This is a genomic window from Lysinibacter cavernae (assembly GCF_011758565.1).
Classification (GTDB): Bacteria; Actinomycetota; Actinomycetes; order Actinomycetales; family Microbacteriaceae; genus Lysinibacter; species Lysinibacter cavernae.
In genome coordinates this window covers 92,298-113,582 of record NZ_JAAMOX010000003.1, presented here as the reverse complement: position 1 = coordinate 113,582, position 21,285 = coordinate 92,298, and the positions used below count along the sequence as shown (strand labels likewise).

20 protein-coding genes are annotated in these 21,285 nt (G+C 59.5%); 15 read left to right on the top strand and 5 right to left on the bottom strand.

Features of this window, described 5'->3' with window-relative positions:
- Positions 1-56: 56 nt before the first annotated feature.
- The gene (gene phoU / locus FHX76_RS14520) at positions 57-698 is read right to left on the bottom strand and encodes a phosphate signaling complex protein PhoU (protein WP_167152291.1); all 642 of its coding nucleotides are present in this window, start codon (positions 696-698) and stop codon (positions 57-59) included.
- 185 nt (positions 699-883) lie between these two features.
- Here phoU and FHX76_RS14515 point away from each other — a divergent pair, with 185 nt between their 5' ends.
- On the top strand, positions 884-2,293 hold the full coding sequence (locus FHX76_RS14515) for a sensor histidine kinase (protein WP_167151932.1): 1,410 nt from the start codon (positions 884-886) through the stop codon (positions 2,291-2,293).
- A complete protein-coding gene (locus FHX76_RS14510; protein ID WP_167151930.1) occupies positions 2,290-2,973 on the top strand; it encodes a response regulator transcription factor in 684 nt (227 codons plus the stop codon). Before FHX76_RS14515 ends, FHX76_RS14510 begins: the two co-directional genes overlap by 4 nt.
- A 6-nt stretch (positions 2,974-2,979) precedes the next feature.
- Here FHX76_RS14510 and FHX76_RS14505 read toward each other — a convergent pair whose 3' ends face one another.
- Positions 2,980-4,410 (bottom strand): xylulokinase, encoded by a 1,431-nt coding sequence (locus tag FHX76_RS14505; protein WP_167151928.1) that lies wholly within the window; start codon positions 4,408-4,410, stop codon positions 2,980-2,982.
- 185 nt (positions 4,411-4,595) lie between these two features.
- On the opposite strand from FHX76_RS14505, the gene FHX76_RS14500 reads away from it, so the two are divergent.
- From FHX76_RS14500 to FHX76_RS14475, 6 genes are all read left to right on the top strand, one after another.
- Positions 4,596-5,423 (top strand): DeoR/GlpR family DNA-binding transcription regulator, encoded by an 828-nt coding sequence (locus FHX76_RS14500; RefSeq protein ID WP_167151927.1) that lies wholly within the window; start codon positions 4,596-4,598, stop codon positions 5,421-5,423.
- A gap of 325 nt (positions 5,424-5,748) precedes the next feature.
- Positions 5,749-6,405 carry a DUF2291 family protein gene (locus FHX76_RS14495; RefSeq protein WP_167151925.1) on the top strand — a complete coding sequence of 219 codons (657 nt, stop codon included), beginning with the start codon at positions 5,749-5,751 and terminating at the stop codon, positions 6,403-6,405.
- On the top strand, positions 6,402-7,970 hold the full coding sequence (locus tag FHX76_RS16805) for an ATP-binding cassette domain-containing protein (RefSeq protein WP_167151923.1): 1,569 nt from the start codon (positions 6,402-6,404) through the stop codon (positions 7,968-7,970). Before FHX76_RS14495 ends, FHX76_RS16805 begins: the two co-directional genes overlap by 4 nt.
- The gene (locus tag FHX76_RS14485) at positions 7,967-9,115 is read left to right on the top strand and encodes an ABC transporter permease (RefSeq protein ID WP_341777965.1); all 1,149 of its coding nucleotides are present in this window, start codon (positions 7,967-7,969) and stop codon (positions 9,113-9,115) included. The genes FHX76_RS16805 and FHX76_RS14485 overlap by 4 nt, the downstream gene beginning before the upstream one ends.
- Positions 9,116-9,206: 91 nt before the next feature.
- A complete protein-coding gene (locus FHX76_RS14480; RefSeq protein WP_167151922.1) occupies positions 9,207-10,178 on the top strand; it encodes a D-ribose ABC transporter substrate-binding protein in 972 nt (323 codons plus the stop codon).
- Positions 10,179-10,216: 38 nt separating this feature from the next.
- On the top strand, positions 10,217-11,284 hold the full coding sequence (locus tag FHX76_RS14475; protein ID WP_167151920.1) for an NAD(P)-dependent alcohol dehydrogenase: 1,068 nt from the start codon (positions 10,217-10,219) through the stop codon (positions 11,282-11,284).
- Between the two features lie 86 nt (positions 11,285-11,370).
- Here the strand turns inward: FHX76_RS14475 and FHX76_RS14470 are convergent, their stop codons facing one another.
- Entirely contained in the window at positions 11,371-11,958 is a 588-nt protein-coding gene (locus tag FHX76_RS14470; protein WP_167151918.1) for a hypothetical protein, read from the bottom strand.
- A gap of 196 nt (positions 11,959-12,154) precedes the next feature.
- On the opposite strand from FHX76_RS14470, the gene FHX76_RS14465 reads away from it, so the two are divergent.
- The 4 genes from FHX76_RS14465 to rlmB are packed head-to-tail and all read left to right on the top strand — an operon-like array spanning position 12,155 to position 16,445.
- A complete protein-coding gene (locus FHX76_RS14465) occupies positions 12,155-12,637 on the top strand; it encodes a CarD family transcriptional regulator (protein WP_167151916.1) in 483 nt (160 codons plus the stop codon).
- A 2-nt stretch (positions 12,638-12,639) separates the two neighbouring features.
- Entirely contained in the window at positions 12,640-13,884 is a 1,245-nt protein-coding gene (ispD, locus tag FHX76_RS14460) for a 2-C-methyl-D-erythritol 4-phosphate cytidylyltransferase (protein ID WP_341777964.1), read from the top strand.
- Between the two features lie 55 nt (positions 13,885-13,939).
- Entirely contained in the window at positions 13,940-15,427 is a 1,488-nt protein-coding gene (gene cysS / locus FHX76_RS14455) for a cysteine--tRNA ligase (protein WP_167151914.1), read from the top strand.
- Positions 15,420-16,445 (top strand): 23S rRNA (guanosine(2251)-2'-O)-methyltransferase RlmB, encoded by a 1,026-nt coding sequence (rlmB, locus tag FHX76_RS14450; protein ID WP_167151912.1) that lies wholly within the window; start codon positions 15,420-15,422, stop codon positions 16,443-16,445. The genes cysS and rlmB overlap by 8 nt, the downstream gene beginning before the upstream one ends.
- Before the next feature lie 57 nt (positions 16,446-16,502).
- Here the strand turns inward: rlmB and FHX76_RS14445 are convergent, their stop codons facing one another.
- Positions 16,503-16,988 carry an Rv3235 family protein gene (locus FHX76_RS14445; protein ID WP_208402748.1) on the bottom strand — a complete coding sequence of 162 codons (486 nt, stop codon included), beginning with the start codon at positions 16,986-16,988 and terminating at the stop codon, positions 16,503-16,505.
- Positions 16,989-17,387: 399 nt separating this feature from the next.
- Between FHX76_RS14445 and FHX76_RS14440 the strand changes: the two genes are divergently transcribed.
- The 3 genes from FHX76_RS14440 to FHX76_RS14430 all read left to right on the top strand — a co-directional run bounded on the left by FHX76_RS14440 (position 17,388) and on the right by FHX76_RS14430 (position 20,608).
- Entirely contained in the window at positions 17,388-17,732 is a 345-nt protein-coding gene (locus FHX76_RS14440) for a hypothetical protein (RefSeq protein ID WP_208402747.1), read from the top strand.
- A 95-nt stretch (positions 17,733-17,827) separates the two neighbouring features.
- Positions 17,828-19,324, top strand: coding sequence for a histidine kinase N-terminal domain-containing protein (locus FHX76_RS14435; protein ID WP_167151909.1), 1,497 nt, complete (start codon positions 17,828-17,830; stop codon positions 19,322-19,324).
- A 147-nt stretch (positions 19,325-19,471) separates the two neighbouring features.
- Positions 19,472-20,608 (top strand): glycerate kinase, encoded by a 1,137-nt coding sequence (locus tag FHX76_RS14430; RefSeq protein ID WP_167151907.1) that lies wholly within the window; start codon positions 19,472-19,474, stop codon positions 20,606-20,608.
- 132 nt (positions 20,609-20,740) lie between these two features.
- Here FHX76_RS14430 and FHX76_RS14425 read toward each other — a convergent pair whose 3' ends face one another.
- Positions 20,741-21,274 carry an LPXTG cell wall anchor domain-containing protein gene (locus tag FHX76_RS14425; protein ID WP_167151905.1) on the bottom strand — a complete coding sequence of 178 codons (534 nt, stop codon included), beginning with the start codon at positions 21,272-21,274 and terminating at the stop codon, positions 20,741-20,743.
- Positions 21,275-21,285: the final 11 nt, after the last annotated feature.

The window sequence follows — 21,285 nt, the reverse complement described above, 5'->3', positions numbered from 1 at the left end:
GAAGAAGGGCCCAGCGGGCGAATGCCGCGGGGCCCTTCTTCTGTGTCTGGCGAGGGTTAGCTGTACTCGCCCGTCGCGAGGTACTGAACCTTTTTCGCGATTGAGACGGCGTGGTCGGCAAAGCGCTCGTGGTAGCGGCTAGCAAGGGTCGCATCCACGACGTTGGTGACCTCACCCTTGAAGGTGTCGCTGAGTACCTTTTCGAAGACCTTTGCGTGCAATTCGTCGATGCGGTCGTCTGTGTTGCGGATGTCCTCAATGATGAGCAGGTCTTCGGTGCGCAGGAGCGTCACAACGTTGGCGGCGACCTGTACGTCGAGCTCGCCCATCTCGCGGAAGATCTTGCCGAGGCCCTTTGGGATAACGCTCTCGGGGAATCGGTAGCGAGCGAGCTGAGCGATGTGCTCAGCGATGTCTCCCATTCGCTCAAGCGAGGCGCTAATCCGCAGGGCGCTCACGATAATGCGAAGGTCTTTTGCGACAGGCTGCTGCCTGGCAAGGATAGTGATGGCAAGCTCGTCGAGGCTTGTCGCGAGCGTGTCGATGCGGAGGTCGTCTTCAATTACGGCTTCCGCGAGTGCAACATCCGACTCCTGGAACGCCTTGGTGCCGCGCTGAATGGCAGACTCCACCAATTCTGCAATTTCGGCGAGGCGCGTTTGGACCTCGCGCAATTCTTGTTGAAACACTTCACGCATGGTGATTGGGGCCTTTCTGATGCCGCGCAAAATCGCCGCGACAGGGTCGGGAGTCACTTCTTCGGTTCTTATTGTTAGCCCCCAAGGTTAACGGATGGTGCTGCCTACGTAAACATCCGCTGAATCCCGGAACATCTGTGGCTATCTCAGAGGTGGCTCGTTTGGTTTGTCAGTACGCTTGAGCCATGGAATCCGTTTGGTTGGTCCTCCTCGCGCTTTCGCTCGGGTTGCTCGTTGGGGTTGGCTTCACCCTCATTGGACTCTTGGCAGCACGCCGCGGGCGGGAGAGCCGTGAGGCGCAAAGCCCGACGGTGTCGGCCGAGGTAGCCGACGTCCTCGAAGCGGTCGAATCATTCGCCGTCATTCTTGATTCTTCGCTCAACGTCATCTACGCCAATGACGCAGCACAGCAGAGTCCGCTTGTTGGCGAGGGACTCTTGCGTCACGGCGCGTTGCAGGCGGTTGCCGGAGACGTGCTCGCAACTGGCGAGTCCGTCACGATTGAATTGCGTGATGAGTTTGCCTCCGCCGACCGCCAAGGTGAGCGCCAGCTCGGTGAAGCTCCCGAGTTTGACGCGGATGGGCTCGACCACACCGGCGAGAACCTGTGGGTGCGAGGCGCGCGCTTGGGCTCCCGATTTGTCTTCATCGTGGTGGAGGATCGCGGAGACGCGTGGCGGCTCGACGCAATGCGGCGCGACTTCATCGCCAACGTCAGCCACGAGCTGAAGACTCCGGTGAGCGCCGTTTCGCTGCTTGCAGAGGCGCTCCAGGAAGCCGCTGATGACCCAGAGATGGTGTCGCGTTTTGCGTCGCGACTCAGTACGGAGAGCGCAAGGCTTGCCAATCTCACCTCAGACATCATCAGGCTGTCTGCTGCTCAGGAGAGTAACCCGGCAATTGCAAATACCCCACTTTCGGTCAACGATTTGCTTGCACGAGTGCTGGACGAACACCGCACCCTAGCCGAACAGCGAACGATGACGGTTGTTGTTGCTCGAGCAGACGGTCTCCGCGTCTTTGGTGATGCGGAGGCACTCGGTGTTGCGTTCTCGAACCTCGTGAGCAACGCGATCAACTATTCTCCGGATGGATCACATATCGGCATCGGGGTGACGGTGGTCGAGGACCCTGAGGGTGCCCCGGCCTCGATTGAGATCGCAGTGACCGACCAGGGGCGCGGCATCCCACCTGAGGATCTCGACCGGATTTTTGAACGCTTCTATCGCGTCGATCCGGCTCGCTCCCGCGATACTGGAGGGACCGGGCTTGGTCTCAGTATCGTGAAGAACACCGTGCAGGGGCACGGGGGACGTGTTCGTGTCTGGTCAAGGCCTGGCGACGGCTCGACATTCACCGTGACGCTGCCACTCCACGAGGACTCCGCTGATCATGTTGCGCCGGCAAAACCGGTGACCGCCGTTGCGCCGGCACCTCGACAGGCAAAAACGCCGAAGTCATCACGGGCAGGCAACATTGCCAAAGCCGAGAAACCGGCGAAGCCAGGTAAAGCGAAGAAACCTCCCAAAGCGTCCAAACGCCAATCTCGTACCGAGAATCAATCACCCTCCTCACTGATAAGGGAACACGAATGACCCGCATTTTGCTTGTTGAAGACGAAGAATCTATCTCTGAGCCGCTGAGCTTTATCCTTCGTAAAGAGGGTTATGAGGTGGATGTCGTCCAAGACGGACTCTCAGCGATGGCCGCATTTTCTGCGAGCGAGCCAGATCTTGTGTTGCTTGATCTGATGCTGCCGGGGAAGCCCGGGACCGAAGTATGTCGTGAAATGCGGGCCGTATCGCGCCTGCCCATCATCATGCTCACCGCGAAGGACTCAGAAATCGACATCATTGTTGGGCTTGAGCTTGGTGCTGATGACTACGTCACAAAACCGTATTCGTCGCGCGAGCTGATGGCCAGGATCAGGGCGGCCCTCCGTCGTGTGGTGAGCCCATACGAGACGGACGAAGACACCCTGCTTGTTGTTGGCTCAGTGACGCTCGATACCGATCGGCACGCCGTGACAGTTGACGGTAACGAGATTACGATTCCGCTTAAGGAATTTGAGCTGCTTGAGGTGCTCATGCGAAATGCCGGGCGCGTGCTCACTCGAGGTCAGCTCATCGACAGGGTGTGGGGGAGCGACTACTACGGAGACACCAAAACCCTCGACGTACACATCAAGCGCATTCGTTCCCGAATAGAGCGGGACCCATCCGCTCCTGCGCTGCTGCACACGGTTCGCGGGGTTGGCTATCGTTTCGAGAAGTAACGACGCCTATGGGGCGTTGAGGCGTGCGGCGCTCGCATATCGCTCCCGACGAGCGAGGTAGCGCTGATGGCGTTCGGGGTCTGGGTGGGCGGTCTGTTCGATATCCGCGGCAAAATCGCGGATGCTCTCCCATCGTTGGTGCGCTCCGACCGCGATCCCAGCGAGGTAGGACGCGCCTTGGGCCGCGCCGTGGCCGTTGCGCGGGCGGAGAAATGAAAGCCCCGTCACGTCGGCCTTGATCTGGAGCCAAGCGGCAGAGGCGGACCCTCCGCCGGTCGCGAGCACCCGCTCGACGGGAAAACCGTTTTGGACGAGTTGGTCAATCCCAATTGCGAGCGAGGTGGCCGTTCCCTCCATCGCTGCAACCATGAGATCGTAGCCGTCGGTTGTGAGATCGATTCCGTCAATAACACCACGCGCGGTTGGGTTCCACGACGGGTTTCGCTCGCCGGCGAGGCTCGGAACCATTGTCAGTCGTGAAGGGCGAGGCTTGGCGAGCAACTGGTCTGAATCTGTCAGGTCTTGCCCTGGCATGAGACGACCAAGCCAGTCAACGACGGCGCCAGAGGTGACTTGGGCGTTGAGCAGGAGGTCGACGCCAGGCACACAGTGCCTGGCGTGCAGGAAACCGTCAATCGTTGTGCCCGCGGGAACCGCGAGAATGCCAACGGTTGAGAATCCTGTCATCTCAACGAAGGGATCGCCTGGCCCCAGAACGCCGGCTTCGAGGGCCGTTCCAACGGAGTCGATGGCGCCAGCCGCGACGGGGGTTCCCGCGGGAATACCTGTCGCTCGTGAGGATTCCTGCGTGACCCTGCCAATGACGGTTGTTGTTGGAACGACGTCGGGCAACAGCTGAATGGGCACCTCGCTGGCAGATAGGCTGCGATCAAATTGACCTGTTACCTCGTCAAAGCCTTGCATAAGGGATGCCGTGCTGTCGTCGAGTGACGAAACCCCAGTGAGCATCTTGGCAATGAAGCCGTTGGCAGACAACACAACTGAGCATTCTCGCATGCAGAGAGGGTGCTCTTTTGCTAGCCAAAGCAGTTTTGCCGTCCCGAAGAATGGGTCTGGGCCGTTTCGGTGGCCGGGAGCTATAGCCTCAATGCGGTGCGCCTCAGAGGCGGCCCTCCGGTCGAGCCAGGTGAGTGCAGGCGTCACCGGCGTGCCGTCGCTCGCCAACGCGACAAGCGTTGGTGCCTGGGACGTCACCGCAACGCCGAGCACGCGATACGTGCCAACGACTCCTGGCGTGATGGCGCAGACCCCTTCCCACCACTTTGTTGCGTCCTGCTCAGCGGCGGCGGCCGCTGACATGAGCGGGTACCTCCAGTGTCCCTCTGCGACCCGGTGACCAGACAGGGTTGTTGCTACGACTTTGACCGAGCTTGTCCCAACGTCAATTCCAAGGAGCACTGCATCAGACTGGATCATGGGAAGCACCGTTTCATGGAGGGCTGATGAAGGCTCAGCAGCGAGCAAGGGGAAGGGTTGTTACAAATCATGATTGTAACAATTTCGGAAACGTTAAACCGTTATCTTGCGAGATGAGATCAAACCGGTTGTTAGGATTGGCGTGACGATCTGCAGCACGGTCGTCTCTGGCAAAGGATCGGGCAATGCGGGCAGACGACACAAACGAAGCTATTCCTGCTGGCGCCGAACACGTTCGAGGCCTTGGCAGGCGAAAAGCAGCACGCCTCGCGTATGTCACTGACCTCCTCAATAACGAAGATTTTGTGTCGGTTGACGATCTGGCCGACATGCTCGACGTGAGTAGGATGACCGTCCACCGAGACCTGGACGAGTTGCAGCACAAGGGCGTGCTTCGCAAGATGCGCGGGGGAGCAACGGCACATCGTTCGGCAAAATACGAGAGTGATCTGCTGTTTCGGGCGCGGCTTCTCACTGATGAAAAGAAAGCTATCGCGAAAGAAGCCTCAACCCTGATTGCTCAGGGCGACGTTGTTCTTGTTGATGCTTCAACGACCACGTATGAGATGTTCCCATATCTGGCGGAGAGCGTCCCACTCACGGTTATTACGAATTTTTGGCTCGCGATTCAGGAGCTTGCCGAGGTCCCCGATATCAACATAATTGCGCTCGGTGGCGACTACGTTCCGCAGTATCGAGCATTCCTCGGTGCGGTGTGTGAACACGCCCTTGACGAGCTCTATGCCGACATTTTGTTTGCCTCGACCTCCGCGATGCAGGGGTCGTCCTTGTATCACCAGGATCAAAGGGTTGTGTCGGTGAAGCGCGCGATGTTGCAGTCTGCTCGCACCAGGGTCCTGCTTATGGATCACACGAAGTTTGGCCACGGATCGTTGCACAGGCTCGGCACGCTCGAAGAGTTCACCCACATTGTGGTTGATGACCGCGTGAGTACCGCCGATCTTAATTATCTTCGGGACGCCGACATTGAGGTTCTTGTCGCCACGGTGTGATGTCGGCCCGCCGCGTGCGGATACCTGATGGATTTGCACTTGCACTTGCACTTGCACTTGCACTTGCCTGAGTATGCCGTGACGTCTGCTGCCGCTTGAGCCGCGGGTAGTTGTGCGCTGCGCCGCCCCATTGCATTGGTGCGCCCTGTTGGGGCTTTTGCTGCTGTTTGTGCGCCGGAGGTCACCTAAGTTGTTATTTCAAAGTTGTCTTGTAACAATGTAACTGTTATATTCACATTTACATTGTTTCGTTTTGTGTGAGATGAACACGCAACGCCACCACCTGAACCGGTGAACGGCTGAACTGCAAGGGAGCAGATCCAGATTGATTGACACTCGAACCCGTTCCACCCGCAACACGGTTATCAAGCGATCGGCCGCCGTAGGCGCCATCGTCATACTGCTCTCACTCATGGTGGCAAACACGAGATTTCTCTCGGCTGATGAAGCAGTCGCGGTTATTCCCACCACGTTTGTGGCAGCAGACTTCGCCGCAGAGCACTACGACGGAATCGTAGACGCCGTGACCGAGAACGCAATGCCATTGACCGAGCTGGCAGCCGAGCTTGCTGCGGCCCCCGAGACCGCCGGTGAACGATTGGGAACCGTGGCGGGGACGGACAAATATGCGATCTCCGTTGACGCTACGGGCACCGTGACCGCAATTGATGACCGGTTCATCACACTCCTCGTTGACGGGATGCCTGATGGTAGTGACGTACGGATTGCAATTGGCCAGGCAATCAACGGCACAGCGCTTCGCGATGTCACTGGGACGGTCAAGTTTTCAGACTTTCCAGGCCAGACGGACTACCAGCAGGTCGCCAATGAGTACCGAACGCTTACTGTTGCCCGTGTTGTCGACAAGCTTGGCCCGGTCACAATCGGTCAGCGGCTCAGCAGCACTGGCGTCTTTGTGACGAACTCTGGCCCCGCCGCAACATTTATGCTCACCCCCGTATCCATCGAGGTGGCGTCGTGATTGGAGAACAGCGCCAGGTGGCTGACCCTGAGGTTGTCCTCCGCGCGGTGAACGTGAGCAAACACTACGGAGCGACTCAGGCACTCAAAGGTGTCAATTTTGAGGTCCGCCGAGGAAAAGTCACGGTGCTGTTTGGCGAAAATGGTGCCGGAAAATCCACGCTCATGAAGATTCTTGCTGGTGTCGAGCGCCCAACTGGTGGATACCTTGAGCTTGACGGACGCCGCATAGAACTTGAATCACCAACACAGGCTGTTGACGAGGGCATCTCGATCATCCACCAAGAACTGAATCTCTGCTCCAATATGAGCGTCGGGGACAATATCTTCATCGGGCGCGAGCTCATCAATCCGCTTGGCGGTGTCCGTTATGGCGAGCAGTATCGCATCGCGAAACAGCTCATGGCCCAGCTCGAAGAAGATATCGACCCGGCAACGCCTGTGTCTGATTTGCGACTTGGGCAGCAGCAAATCATCGAAATCGCGAGAGCACTTGCCGCAAAAGCCCGAATTCTGATTATGGACGAGCCGACCTCGGCGCTCAGTGCCTCAGAAGTTGAGGTGCTGTTTCGTGTGATGCGGGAGCTGCTCGAACAAGACGTCGCGATCGTCTATATCTCGCACCATCTCGAAGAGGCAATTGAAATTTCAGACCACGCAGTCGTCTTCCGGGATGGCGAGTTGGTTGCGACTGCTGATGCCGCAGATATCGATCTCGCCTGGGTCGTCGCAAAGATGACGGGCTCGTCAGCAGAATACGATTTCACCGACTCACCACGGCAATTTGGCGAGGTCGCGCTCAGCGTCAACGGCCTGAGCGTAGCTGATCCAACGGGTGCCGCGAGGCTCGCAGTGAATAATGTGTCACTGTCAGTTCGCGAAGGAGAAATCGTCTGCCTCTACGGACTCATGGGGGCCGGACGGACAGAACTCGTTGAAGCGCTCGCCGGTCGCGAACCTGTTGCCGCCGGTTCGGCGTCCCTCGGGTCGACCGACCTGCGTCGGTACTCCATACGCGAGCGAATCGCCATGGGGATAGGGCTTGTTCCAGAAGACCGGCAACGCGACGGCCTCGTGCAGCTCATGAGCGTCGGGCAGAATATGTCGCTCGCAAGCCTCACGAGCATGGTCACCGGCATGTTTGTGTCGCGCCGAATAGAGCGCGAACGAATCCGTGAACAGATCGCGGATGTGCGGGTGAAGACAGCGTCCCAGGACGCGCCAATCACGTCCTTGAGCGGCGGCAACCAGCAAAAAGTGGTCATCGGAAAAATGTTGCTGACCAGACCGAAAGTACTCCTGCTCGACGAACCAACACGCGGAATCGATGTTGGTGCGAAGGGGGAGATCTTTAGCCTCCTGTTCCAGGAAGCAGAACGAGGTCTCGCCGTGCTTTACGTCACGAGCGAGATTGGCGAGGCGCTGACAGCATCCCACCGCATCTTGGTGATGTCGAAGGGGCGTATCGTGCGGGAATTTGATCCGGCAACCAGCACACGAGAAGAAGTCATGGCCGCCTCAGGCGAATCAGAGGTTGGCATCCACCCGAACGGAGTAACACAGTGAGTACAAACGTTATGACGCCCCGAGCGGATGCGACGGCCAGCACCTCCAAACGTGGACGAATCAACATGAATGTGGTCCTCATTGAGGGACGCGCACTGATCGCACTTGTGCTCATCGTGATCATCTTTTCGTTGTTGTCGCCGAACTTTCTTGGAATCGACAACCTTCTTGTGATGACAAGGCACGTCGCGATGAACGCGATTCTTGCGATCGGGATGCTGCTGGTTGTGCTCAACGGTGGCATTGATCTTTCCGTTGGTTCGACGGTTGGGCTTTCTGGCGTTGTTGCGGGCTCGCTGCTCGAAGGCCTTGAGATCCCAAGCTTCAACATGTTTGTGTACCCCGCGGTTTGGGTCGTGATTGTTATTTCACTGGCAGTCGGGCTTTTGGTTGGCTATATCAATGGTGTGCTGATCGCTCGGTTTAGGGTCGCACCGTTTATCGCAACGCTCGGAATGCTCTACATCGCGAGAGGCGCGGCCCTGCTCATTACCGATGGGACGCCTTTCTCCAAGTTGCGGGGCACGCCAGAACTTGGCAACACGGGCTTTCTTGAATTTCTGAAATCGAGTCCGCTCGGCCTGCCAATGCCCGTGTGGGCGATGATCGTCTTTGCCGTTATATTCTCCCTTGTGCTGAACAAAACGGCCTTCGGCCGATGGCTGTACGCGACGGGCGGCAACGAGAAGGCCGCCGAGCTCTCAGGAGTACCGGTCAAGAAAGTACAGACCCGCGTCTACGTGCTGTCGGGACTCTGCGCAGCCGCCGTTGGCCTCCTACTCACCGCGGACCTGTCGTCGGCAACCCCGGCCGCCGGCGAGTTCTTTGAGCTCAACGCGATCGCGGCTGCTGTTATCGGAGGCGCTGCACTGTCCGGCGGACGAGGCACGATCAGAGGAACGCTCATCGGGGCGTTTGTCATCGGGTTCCTCGTTGACGGACTTGTGCTCGTTGGGGTCTCCCAGTTCTGGCAGCAAATTATTAAGGGAGCGGTCATTATTATCGCCGTCGCACTTGATCAGTTTCAGCAATCGATGCAGAAGCGCAGCTCCATGAAATCAATTGCCCAACCGGCTTCCCCTCCGGTGCCAACACTTCCCGCGGATGCCTCAGAACCAGTCGCGGAGACAACAGGGCGCCGTTAAGCGTCGCCCAAACTCATCATCACCAGCAGGGCTGCAACCTCCAATCATCAGGAGAAGGGGGATAGCCGTCCTGCGCCAAGAAAGGTTCATAATGATTCGCAAAGTTGCAACATTAGCCGTGCTCGGAGCCGTCGCAATCGGCATGACCGGTTGCTCGAATACTGAGGAGCCGGCAACGGCAGAGGGGAAAGGAACAATTGCAGTCATCGCGGTTGACCTCGCGAGCCCCTATGAGCGCGTGCTCGTTGATGCGGCAGAAGCCGAAATCGAAAAGGCCGGCTACACCGCGACGATCAACGCGCATAAGCTCGACCCCGATAAAGAAAACCAACTCATTGACTCGGCCATTAGCAATAAGGTCAAGGCTATTATTCTTGACCCTGCTGGTGCGGAGGTCAGTATCGCCGCGGTCCAAAAGGCAACGGACGCAGACATTCCCGTCTTTGTGCTGAATGCCGAAATCGCCGAGCAGGGGATTGCGAAGTCGCAGATCGTCTCGAATAACGCGCAAGGATCGCTTCTTGGCGCAGAAGCCTGGGTCGAGGCAATGGGTGGCGAGGGTAAATACGTTGAACTCGTCGGACCGCCGACCGACAATAACGCCAAGGTGCGGTCTGACGGTTACGCCTCGATTATTGACGGATACCCTGGGCTTGAGAAAGTCGGAGAAGAAACCGCCAACTGGCTGCGCGGCCTCGCCAAGGAAAAGATGGAGGGGCTCATCGCCGCAAACCCTGACATTACGGGCGTGATCTCTGGCAACGACGAGATGGCCCTCGGCGCAATCGAAGCGCTCACCCAGGCTGGGATGATCGACCGAGTTAAAGTTCTTGCCTTTGACGGCTCCGTTGATGCGGTTGAGGCCGTGAAGAACGGCACGCTGGTTGCAACCGTCCTCCAGCCTGTTCTTGGGGTGGTCGAGGCAACAGTCGCCCAAGCCGTGAGCTATATCGAAACGGGAGAGACAGGCGTGAGCGAAGAGAAGCAGAGCATTGACTGCATGCTCATCACCAAGGAGAACGCCGATAAGTATGTTTCGGCCTTTGTCCTCGACGAGAACTAACACCTCCGATTTATCCAACGACAGATACAGAAAGGGTCATGATGACCGACCAGAAGACCACGAGCGGAATACCAACTTCCATGAGGGCGAGCGTCTTGAGCGAGCCAGGAAGCCTCTCTGTCCGTGACGTCCCTGTTCCGCAACTCGATGCCGACCAGGTGCTCGTTCAGATCAGCGTTGTTGGGGTGTGTGGGTCAGACACGCACTTCTATACCGATGGACACATTGGTGACCTGGTCGTTGACGGGCCGCTTATCCTCGGTCACGAATCGGCAGGACGGATCGTGGCCGTTGGGTCAGCTGTATCGGCGGACCGTATTGGGCAGCGCGTGTCGATCGAACCGCAAACACCCTGCCGCGTCTGCAACTACTGCAAGGAAGGGCGCTATAACCTGTGCCCCAACGTTGAGTTCTATGCAGCCCCGCCGATAGACGGAGCGTTTGCGGAGTACGCGGTGATCACGTCTGATTTTGCCTATGACGTACCTGATTCGCTGAGCGACAAGGCCTCCGCACTGATCGAGCCATTGAGCGTTGCCGTGTTTGCCGGGCAGACGGCAAAACTGACGCTCGGGTCCACGGTGTTCATCACGGGGGCGGGGCCGATCGGTATCCTTGTTACCCAGGTTGCCAAGGCGTTTGGGGCAACGGAAATCATCGTCTCAGATACCGTTCCGCAGCGGCGTGAGCATGCCCTCCGATTTGGGGCAACACGGGTGATCGACCCGCTCGCGGAGGACGTCGGTGATCTCGATCTGAATGTTGACGTCTTTATCGACGCCTCGGGTGCCCCCGCGGCGATGAAGGCCGGTGTGCATGCGGTCCGTCCCGGAGGTCGAATCGTGTATGTCGGCATGGGTCCTGACACGATCGAGCTGCCAATCGCGTTGATCCAAATGCGCGAGATTGAGGTGACAGGCATTTATCGGTACGCAAACACCTGGCCGCTCGCCATTGAGCTGGCATCGTCTGGCGCAGTTGACCTCGACTCGTTGGTCACGGGGGAGTTTGGTCTTGACCAGGTTGAAGAGGCCCTTCTTGCAGCAGGCTCAGATCCAACAGCGCTGAAGTCCGTTGTTGTGCCGAGCCTCACCGCTGGGCGATAGTCCGAACGGGTTTCGTCCTACGGGATACACGAACGGCCCCTCTGCGATGCAGAGGGGCCGTTCGGCGTAACAGGTGCGGTCAGCGCTTACTGATCTGCTGTCTCAAGCTCGGGGGTGACTGCATCGGCGTCTGGCGTCGCGGTGCTGGTCGAGGTTGGTGCCGCGCTTGGCGTCGCGACCTCGGTGGCCTGTGCAATCTCGCGCTCCGAAAGAACGAGGTGCTTGTACTCAGGAAGCGTTCCGTCGAGAACAGGTACCTCAAGCTCAACGCCAGTTTTCTCGCCGTACTGGAAGAATACTGGGATGATCGCGCCTGGCTTGGTGTCGACGTCCTCGAAGATCAGAACGTCTTGGTCTTCGTCGCCAAACTTGTTGATGCCAGGAGCCACCGTGACGGAGTCTTCAGCCTGGCTGTTGCCATCCTGCACGTGAACGTTGAGGTCAACGGTGTCTGCGGAGTTGTTGACCACGCTGAAGACAACGCTGTACGTGCCCTCAACCTCGGTCTCGATGAGCATAACGTTGCGGATCGCAAGTTCACCCGTGTTACCACCGACGCCGTCGCTGGGGTCGTAGTGGTAGGTGGTTGCCTGTGGGCTAATCAAGTTGCAGCCAGTGGCGCCCACCATGACGGCGGCGGCCAAGACAACAGATGAAACTATGCGAGCCTTCACGTGGACCCTCCGGGTTGAATGTTGACAAAATCTAAATCAGTGTTGCATTCAGTGCTGCCGAATTATCGTCGCAGCACAAACTGCAGTCCAAGCTAGTTTAGCCACGACAGCGGCCAGTTACAGGTTAGGCCACCCTAAGTGGCGGGAATGCCCCTGTGATAAACTAGAGAGTTGAATACACGAGGGAGAATGTCGCATGCAGTTTGAAGTTGGCGAGACAGTTGTATACCCGCACCACGGTGCGGCAAAAATTGTTGAGGTCAAGCATCGCACCATCATGGGGGTCGAAAAACTCTTCCTCAAGCTTGAGGTGAACCAGGGCGATCTTTCTATTGAGGTGCCCGCTGAGAACGTCGAACTCGTAGGCGTACGCGACGTCATTGATAAAGATGGCCTTGAAGAGGTATTCGACGTCCTGCGCAGCCCGTTTACTGAAGAACCAACGAACTGGTCTCGTCGGTACAAGGCCAACCTCGAAAAGCTCGCGTCTGGCGACGTGATCAAGGTCTCTGAGGTTGTCCGCGATCTCTGGCGCAGAGACCAAGACAAGGGTCTATCCGCTGGTGAGAAGCGAATGCTCGCCAAAGCTCGCCAGATCCTGATCTCTGAACTTGCCCTTGCCGAGAAAACCGACGAAGAATCGGCCTCGCAGGTGCTCGACGAGGTCTTGGCCTCCTAGCGGTGACGTCCGATCAGGGCAGTACATACGTTGGCCGCACCTCCGAATCGGTGGCTGTCATTGTGGTGGCGGCCGGCAGCGGCACCAGGCTCGACGCTGGCCTGCCAAAAGCGCTTGTCCCCGTTGCCGGGCGCACGGTGCTCGACTGGTGCATCGAGGGCCTAGCCAAATCCGGTGTTGCCTCACAGATCATCATTGTTGCCCCAGAATGCGACGTTGCAGCGCTCGTGCGTGACGCAGAAGCGACGCTCCGTCGCGAGGGTTCCACCGCATCCGTCGGAGCTGTTGCTGGTGGCCTCAACCGGTTCGAATCGGTTCAGCGCGGACTCGACGCCGTTGCCGATGAGCACACGATCGTGCTTGTCCACGATGCGGCACGACCGAGTACCCCTGTCGGTGTTATTCGACGCGTCGTTGCCGGGGTCGAAGCGGGAGCCGCCGGCGTTATTCCGGTGCTGCCAGTGGCCGACACGTTGAACCGGGTTGACGAGCAAGGTCGGGTTGTTGATGTCGTTGACCGCTCAGACCTTGCATCCGTTCAGACCCCCCAGGGTTTTCGCCGCAGCGTGCTTGATGAGGCGTACCGGCAAGCGACAACCGTGACCGATCTTGCCGCTGCCTCAACCGAGCATCCGTTCACCGATGACGCCTCTGTGGTGCGCGCTGCTGGACGATCGGTTCATACGGTCGCCGGAGACCAACGTTCGTTGAAGATCACGACTGCACCAGACCTCGAGCGGGTGGCTGCCTGGCTTGTTCCCCCTGCCCGAAAGGAATCCGCTATGCGAGTTGGCACCGGAACAGACGTTCACGCGTTTGCCGAGGGCGAAGAACTGTGGCTCGCCGGCCTCTATTGGCCGGATCAGGTTGGCTTGTCAGGCCACAGCGACGGCGATGTGGTAGCTCACGCGATGGTTGACGCGTTGCTTGGCGCCGCAGGACTCGGCGATATCGGTCAGGTGTTTGGCACGGCCGACGCCGCATATGCCAACGCCCACGGTGAAGTCTTTGTGGTTGAGGCCGTTCGGATGCTCCGCAATGCCGGGTTCCGCGTCGTGAATGTTTCCGTGCAGGTCATCGGGCTGCGCCCAAAAGTTGGCCCGCGTAGAGACGAAGCCCAGGTCGTGCTCAGTGGCTGGGTGAAGGCTCCGGTCAGCCTGTCGGCGACGACGACGGATGGCCTTGGCTTCACCGGTAGGGGAGAGGGCGTGTGCGCGATAGCGACGGCCCTTATCGAACAGGTCTAACGCACCGCCGTTCCATGCGATGTAACACGGCACCGTCACAAAGTAGGCTGAGACTGTGACTCAGCAAACGAATGCCCAACAGGATGGCGCCCAGTCGGCCCCGCTCCAGCGGCTCTATGACTCAAAAGCTCAGCAACTCGTCGATTTTGTTCCGCGAGAAGCCGGAAAAGTTGGGCTCTACGTGTGTGGACCAACCGTCCAGTCAGCCCCACACGTCGGGCACCTTCGCAGTGCGCTCGTCTACGACCAAATGCGTCGATGGTTCGACTACGAGGGCCTCGACGTCACCCTTGTCCGCAATGTCACCGATATCGATGACAAGATCCTTGATAACGCATCGATCGCCCAGCTCAAGGGCGGCACCGAGCAGTGGTGGGCCCTCGCGTACCGGGTTGAGCGCGACTTCAACGCTGCCTACGACGCGCTTGGTATCCTCCCGCCTACGTACGAGCCCAGAGCGACCGCAAATATCGAACCGATGATCGACATTATTTCACGGCTGATCGAACGTGGTCACGCGTATCAGGCTGATGACGGGTCGGCGAACGTTTATTTTGACTCTGCATCGTGGCCAAGCTACGGCGAACTGACGCGGCAGGGTCTCGACAAGATGGAGCCAGCAGCCGATTCTGACCCGCGCGGCAAGCGAAGCTCTCACGATTTTGCGCTCTGGAAAGCCCATAAAGATGGTGAGCCAACCTCAGCATCGTGGTCATCGCCGTGGGGTGCAGGGCGGCCAGGCTGGCACATCGAGTGCTCTGCCATGTCGACCCGTTACCTCGGCTCTGCCTTCGATATCCACGGTGGGGGCCTCGATCTGCGCTTTCCTCACCACGAAAACGAACTGGCCCAGTCGCGCGCTGCTGGCGATGAGTTTGCGGCCCACTGGATTCACAACGGGCTCGTCAACGTGAGTGGACAGAAGATGTCGAAGTCGCTGGGTAACTCAATTTTTGCCAGCGACCTGCTTGACGCAGCGAGGCCTATAGTTGTTCGCTACTTCCTCGGCTCGGCTCATTACCGTTCTACTCTTGAGTTTCACGACGATGCGCTCGCCGAGGCTGAAGCCGCCCTCGACCGCATTGAGAGTTTCCTCCGTCGCGCCGAGCGTGAACAAGGAACAGAAACCGGCGCTGCCGGCGCACGAGTCCCCGACTCATTTGCGGCAGCCATGCGCGACGACTTTGCGATTCCACAGGCCCTCGCCGTTCTCCACGAGTCGGTCAGGGCCGGAAATGCCGCGCTCGACGCCGGTGAAACTGAACGCGCATCCGGGTTTCGCGACCAAGTATGGGCTATTGTTAACGTTCTTGGTATCAACCCTCTCGCTGATGACCGGTCGGGCGCGTCAGACAACGGCGCAATGGCTGCACTTGGGACGCTGGTTGACCACTTGCTTGCTGAGCGTCAGCAAGCCCGAGAGAATCGCGATTACGCGACAAGCGACCGCATTCGGGATACCCTGAAGCTGGCCGGTATTTCCCTCGAAGACACGTCAATCGACAATAAACTGAACGGTTCACACTGGAGTCTCAATGGCTAATAAACCACGCGCGGGAGCAGTCCGCAAAAAGAGTAGGGGAGCCCCTGTTGGCTCCGGAGGACAGGGCCGCCAGGCTCTCGAAGGTCGCAAGCCAACGCCAAAGGCCGAGGATCGTCCGTACCACCCAGCCGGTAAGGCAAAGCTCGCAAAAGAGCGTTTTGTTGCCGCAGGCGGCAAGCGTACCGAACAGCGTCCGCCGCAGAACCGTTCAAACACGGGTTCGGCAGGGTCGCGCGGTGGCAACCGCAAAAAAGACGATGACATGGAGCTGGTCACCGGGCGCAACGCTGTCGTAGAGGCACTGCGTACTCGCATCCCCGCGACCGCCCTGTACCTGGCCACACGCCTTGAGATGGATGATCGCGTTCGCGAGATCACCAACCTTGCCATTAAGAATGGCGTGCCAATTCTTGAGGTCATGCGCCCAGAACTCGATCGCATGTGTTCGATTGATACGGTGCATCAGGGTGTTGTACTCAAGGTTCCGCCGTACCAGTACGCGCACCCCCTTGAGATGGCCGATAAAGCGCTCGCCTCGAAGAAGGCACCGCTATTTGTTGCTATCGACGGGGTAACCGACCCGCGCAACCTCGGCGCGATTATCCGCTCAACGGCTGCCTTTGGTGGCCAGGGCGTTATCGTTCCGCAGCGTCGTTCGGTTGGAGTCACGGCCTCGGCCTGGAAGACCTCCGCTGGGGCGGCAGCACGTATTCCCGTTGCGATGGCAGCGAACCTTACCCAGACGCTCAAAGCGCTGAAAGAGCGCGGTATCTTTGTGATCGGTCTTGACGGAGAAGGCGATGTGTCGCTTCCCGGTCTTGACCTCGCAACGAGCCCCGTCGTCGTGGTCATTGGCAGCGAGGGCAAGGGCCTTTCTCGCTTGGTCACTGAGACCTGCGACGCCGTTGTGTCGATCCCGATCAGTGCGGCCACCGAGTCGCTCAACGCAGGGATCGCGGCGAGCGTCACGCTGTACGAGATCTCTCGACTTCGCGCAGAGGCGGCAAAGCGCAAGTAGCGCAGGTGCGATCTCTTCGCTGGCAGGCATCCATTTGGGTGCCTGCCAGCGGCGTTTCTAGAGCACCGCAAGTGCTGTCGCTCGCCAGCGATTGTCGAGGCCCTCGAGTCGAATCGCGACGGCACGCGTGCGGTCCTTCGAATGGACCAGCACAACAGCCTCGATAACGCCGTCGCTTGGCTCAGAGTAGTGAACGCTGCCGCAGGCGTGAGGAATTCGCTGTGGAGGTGATCCCGTGATGCTGTATCGGTTGAGCGCGAGGGACTGCCGGTATTTGATGGCCTGGTAGACGCCCTCGGTCACCCAGCGCGCCATCCCGTCGAGGTCGCGGGTGCACTGCAGGACCTCCACCGTGCTCATGGCCAGGTTGCGGAGCAGTGGTACTGGGTCTGGGAGCGCTGAGCGAGAGGTTGGTTGAGGACCAAAATCATCCGCTGGTGAGACCTGCGTTGCCGAAACGAGAGCCGTGAGCTGACGAGGGCGCGAGGTTTTGTTGCTCTGTTGCCCTGATGGATCAGGCTGGCGTGCTGCTGGTGTGTGCAATGTTCTCCTTGGTGTGGGGTTGGCGCAACATACGGTTTGGTGCCGGCAGCCCCCTGTGTCCAAGCATTGGTTGAACGCTATTGCTGACGTTCTCGCGACAGCCAGAGCGGAAACGCTGTGCCTTACTCCCGTTTGGGTATTCGGCGCTTCAGACGCAGCCAGTTAAAAATCGGTGGATAACTCCAGCACCGTTCTTTTGCCTGCGCCACGATGGGTGAGTCAGCACATATCCGGGACCAAACCTCGCTCAAACGGGAACCGAACGAACGCAAGGTCGCGCACAATCACTGAGGAGGAGACAGGATGACCACAATCGTGATGATCAACCGTGCCGCCTGCACCCGGATGAGACGTGCGTTGCGCAGCCGCGGTTGCGCCGCCGTTACCTGCTGTCATAGTTTGAACGACCTCGCAGCAAAGCTTGCCGACGGAATCCGACCGTCAGTCGTTGTTGTTGGGTGTGAGCTTGAGCTTGCGAACGCGGTCCTCCTCGCCCATTGGTCTGAGGTCCACCGCTTTGACCTCGTCCTGCCTCGGCGTAGTCGTACATCGGCGGTATGGGCGTCCGCTGGCTGTGCTGGCAGCAGCCGAGCGATTGGCGATGATCTTGTGCCTCCGTGGGTCGCTCAGGGAAGCGCTCACGAAGCGGCAGTGACAAGCAAACGGTGGCCGCTGGCGAGACTCGCTCGTCGGCGGGCCGCGCTTGAGCGCTTCATCTTGGATCGTGCCGCGTGGCAACGATGACTCAGGCTGCGAGCCCGGCGGTGCGGCACCACAACCGAGCGAAATGTGCTGTCCTTCAACCTCTTCCCAGCGGGGCTGGCAGTAGGCTATTGCTTGTGTCTACACTGAGCGACCTCGTCCACCAGCACTGCAAGAGCAGCGAAGAAGATATCGAGTGGCTGCACTTTCTCGTCGGAGACTGGCAACTACTCGCTGATCTTGCGTTTGCCGACGTTGTCCTCTGGGTGCCAACAACCGACAACAGCTTTGTGGCCGTTGCGCACGCGCGCCCCTCGAGCGCGCCGACGCTGTTTTACCGAGACGTCGTTGGCTCAATGGTTCGCTCCGAGTGGAGCGAGCAAGTACAAGAAGCAACCGATACCGGAAAGATCGTAGAGTCGAGCTCGCCTGCGTGGTTCGAAGAGATGCCGATGAAGGTGCGCGCGATTCCCGTCATGCGACGGGCATCCGCCAACCAAGAGGACAGTGTTGGTCCGATCGCGGTCATTACCGCGCACGCCAACCTGAGTGATGCGCGGATGTCCTCGCGGCTCGAGGCAGCATTCACCGAAAGCGCCAACGACCTGTTTGTCATGATCGCCAACGGAGATTTTCCTGATTGGGGCACCCCAACAGGCCCGCGCCGTGGTGCGCCGCGTGCATCTGACGGGTTGCTTCGGCTCGATGTTGACGGCATCGTCACATTCGCGAGCCCCAACTCGCTTTCCGCTTTTAACCGCATGGGGTTTAACGACGAACTCGAAGGCGAATCCCTTGCGGAGATCACCACCGATCTCATCGCTGGGGCTCATTCGGTTGATGAGTCGCTTCCCGTAGTTGTAACTGGCCGGGCGCCATGGCGCACCGACCTCGAAGCGAGCGGGGTGACCCTCTCGATCCGAGCTATCCCAACAAAGGCAGGTGGCAAACGCACCGGCGCGCTTGTGCTCACTCGCGATGTGTCAGAGCTTCGGCACCAAGAACAAGAACTCATCACCAAAGACGCCACGATCCGCGAGATCCATCACCGGGTGAAGAACAACCTGCAGACTGTCGCATCCCTGCTGCGGATTCAGGCCCGGCGGGCGCGATCCGAAGAAGCGCAGGAGGCCCTTGGCCAGGCGATGCGACGAGTTGCCGCTATCGCGGTTGTGCACGACACGCTCGCAACCGGGCTCTCGCAGAACGTGAACTTTGACGAAGTCTTTGACCGAGTGCTCATGCTCGTCGCCGAGGTTGCGAGCACGCATAACACCACGGCGCATCCCAAGAAAGAAGGCGAATTTGGGGTGCTTCCAAGCGAGTACGCCACCCCGCTTGCCCTTGCGCTTACCGAGTTGGTAACGAACGCGGTTGAACACGGTCTTGCCGGTCAAGAAGGTAGCGTCACGATTAAGGCAAAGCGCGGAACGGAACGGCTTGAAGTCTCTGTGATCGATAGCGGCTCAGGTCTGCCAGAGGGACAAGTGGGCGCTGGCCTCGGGACGCAGATCGTGCGAACCCTCATCCAGGGCGAGCTCGGTGGCACCATCGATTGGCACACAATTGTTGGCTCTGGAACCGAAGTGACCATCGACATTCCGCTCCGCTGGCTCAAAGCCACCGCAAACTAAGCCACCGCAAACTAAGCCACCGCAAACTAAGCCACCGCAAACTAAGCCACCGCAAACTAAGCCACCGCAAACCAAATCACCGCAAACCAAGCGCCCGACTGAGGCAGTCACCGATGCCGGTCTGAGCCTGAGCAAAGGAGCTCAACCATGACGCCAACACTCCGCGCTCGCCGTGTTGTGATTGCCCCAGACTCCTTCAAAGGAACCATCAATGCCGGGGCTGCCGCCGAGGCCATTGCTCGAGGCTGGGCAAGCGTGTGCCCAGCGGATACCCTCATCCGTGTGCCAATGGCCGACGGCGGAGAAGGAACGGTTGACGCAATTGCCGCGGCCCATCCCGACGCCGAGCGCATTCCAATCACCGTTACCGGTCCAGACGGTAGCCCCGTGCATACCTCCTGGCTGCGGTACAGGGATGGGCCTGGTGTCGTCGGGGTAGTTGAGCTTGCCAACACCTCAGGAATCACGCTGCTCGATGAACTTCTCCCGTTTGATGCGCATACGCTTGGGTTCGGCGAAGCCATTGTTGCGGCTCTTGATGCGGGCATTGACCGGCTTGTGCTTGCGATCGGCGGCAGTAGTTCAACGGATGCTGGCACCGGACTGCTCCGCGCGCTAGGGGCCATCCTTGAGGACTCAGCTGGGCAACCGATACCGCTCGGAAACCGGGGTCTCTCTGCGCTTGCACGCGCCGATCTCACAACGCTTCGTGCCCTGCCAAGCGGGGGAGTCACCGTTATCACCGACGTCACCAGCCCGCTGCTCGGAGCGACGGGGGCGGCTCACATGTTTGGCAAGCAAAAAGGGGCGTCGAGCGAGGAGCGGACCCGGCTTGACACGGCGGTTGCCAACGCCGCGAGCGTGCTCGGCGGTGAGCCTGCCAACGCTGGCGCTGGTGCCGCGGGCGGCGCAGGCTACGGGCTCGCACTGTGGGGTGCAACCCTTGCCCCCGGCGCACAAGCAATTGGCGGTGAACTCGGACTGGAACGAACGTTTGCCGGTGCCGACATCGTGTTGACCGGCGAGGGACGCTTTGATGAGCAGTCCGCAGCGGGCAAAGTGCCAAGCTATGTTCGGTCGCTTGCCGCGCAGAGCGGCGCAAGCACCGGGCTTATCGCCGGATCAATCGGAACTGGCGTGGCCGCGGGGGAGGGGCCGGACGGCTTTCACGCCATCCGCTCGCTTAGCGAACTTGCCGGAGGCGTGCCCAACGCCATGGCGCATCCAGAACGCTGGCTCGCGGAGGCTGGATCCCAGCTGGCGAAGGAGCTTTCAGCGAGATAGCAGTGACCCGCAATCGCGTTGGGCAGGTCACGCATCACTCGCGGCACGAGGTCGCTACACGATTCCCGGGTTAACGAACTGCACGCGCCGTCCCGGCAGGAACGGCGCGTGCAACAGGCAACTCAGGAAGGGCTATTTGCCCTCGTCCTCTGGTGTGTTGTCGGCAGCGTCCGAGCTTGGTGCCGCGTCATCGGCGGGGCCAGCCTCGGGCGACGAGGTGGATGCCGGTGCGCCAAAGTCGATCGTTGGCGCATCCGCGCGCTCAGCAGGAGGGAGATCTCCGTGCTCGAAGATGTCCTCAACATCGGTGAGGTCCCCGTCGCCACCGCTCTCAGCAACGGCCGGGGCGGTGAGGTCTTCGCTCGCGTCGAGCTTGGCTGCGGCCTCAGCGGATGACTCGGTTGCGGCTGCGCTGGCGGCGTCAACCGCGGCATCGGTGCCGGCACCTTCGCTGGCAACAACTGCCTCTGTGAAGAGCGCCTCTTCGTTTTCCTTGCGACGGCGGATGCGGCCGGCGATGATGAGCGCTGCGCCCGCAATGAGCACGACGGCACCGATGATCACCATGAGGGCGATGTCTTGGCCGGTTGAGGCTAGGCCGTTGGAAGCGGCAGCAACAAACGCAAAGGAGGAATCAAACGAGGCTGATACGGCAGTAGAAAACATGGTCACACTGT

What these genes read in the sequence shown, in the direction of transcription:
- phoU (WP_167152291.1), bottom strand. Translation starts at nt 698, where the DNA reads ATGCGTGAAGTGTTTCAACAAGAATTGCGCGAGGTCCAAACGCGCCTC.
- FHX76_RS14515 (WP_167151932.1), top strand. Translation starts at nt 884, where the DNA reads ATGGAATCCGTTTGGTTGGTCCTCCTCGCGCTTTCGCTCGGGTTGCTC.
- FHX76_RS14510 (WP_167151930.1), top strand. Translation starts at nt 2,290, where the DNA reads ATGACCCGCATTTTGCTTGTTGAAGACGAAGAATCTATCTCTGAGCCG.
- FHX76_RS14505 (WP_167151928.1), bottom strand. Translation starts at nt 4,410, where the DNA reads ATGATCCAGTCTGATGCAGTGCTCCTTGGAATTGACGTTGGGACAAGC.
- FHX76_RS14500 (WP_167151927.1), top strand. Translation starts at nt 4,596, where the DNA reads ATGCGGGCAGACGACACAAACGAAGCTATTCCTGCTGGCGCCGAACAC.
- FHX76_RS14480 (WP_167151922.1), top strand. Translation starts at nt 9,207, where the DNA reads ATGATTCGCAAAGTTGCAACATTAGCCGTGCTCGGAGCCGTCGCAATC.
- FHX76_RS14475 (WP_167151920.1), top strand. Translation starts at nt 10,217, where the DNA reads ATGATGACCGACCAGAAGACCACGAGCGGAATACCAACTTCCATGAGG.
- FHX76_RS14465 (WP_167151916.1), top strand. Translation starts at nt 12,155, where the DNA reads ATGCAGTTTGAAGTTGGCGAGACAGTTGTATACCCGCACCACGGTGCG.
- rlmB (WP_167151912.1), top strand. Translation starts at nt 15,420, where the DNA reads ATGGCTAATAAACCACGCGCGGGAGCAGTCCGCAAAAAGAGTAGGGGA.
- FHX76_RS14430 (WP_167151907.1), top strand. Translation starts at nt 19,472, where the DNA reads ATGACGCCAACACTCCGCGCTCGCCGTGTTGTGATTGCCCCAGACTCC.
- FHX76_RS14425 (WP_167151905.1), bottom strand. Translation starts at nt 21,274, where the DNA reads ATGTTTTCTACTGCCGTATCAGCCTCGTTTGATTCCTCCTTTGCGTTT.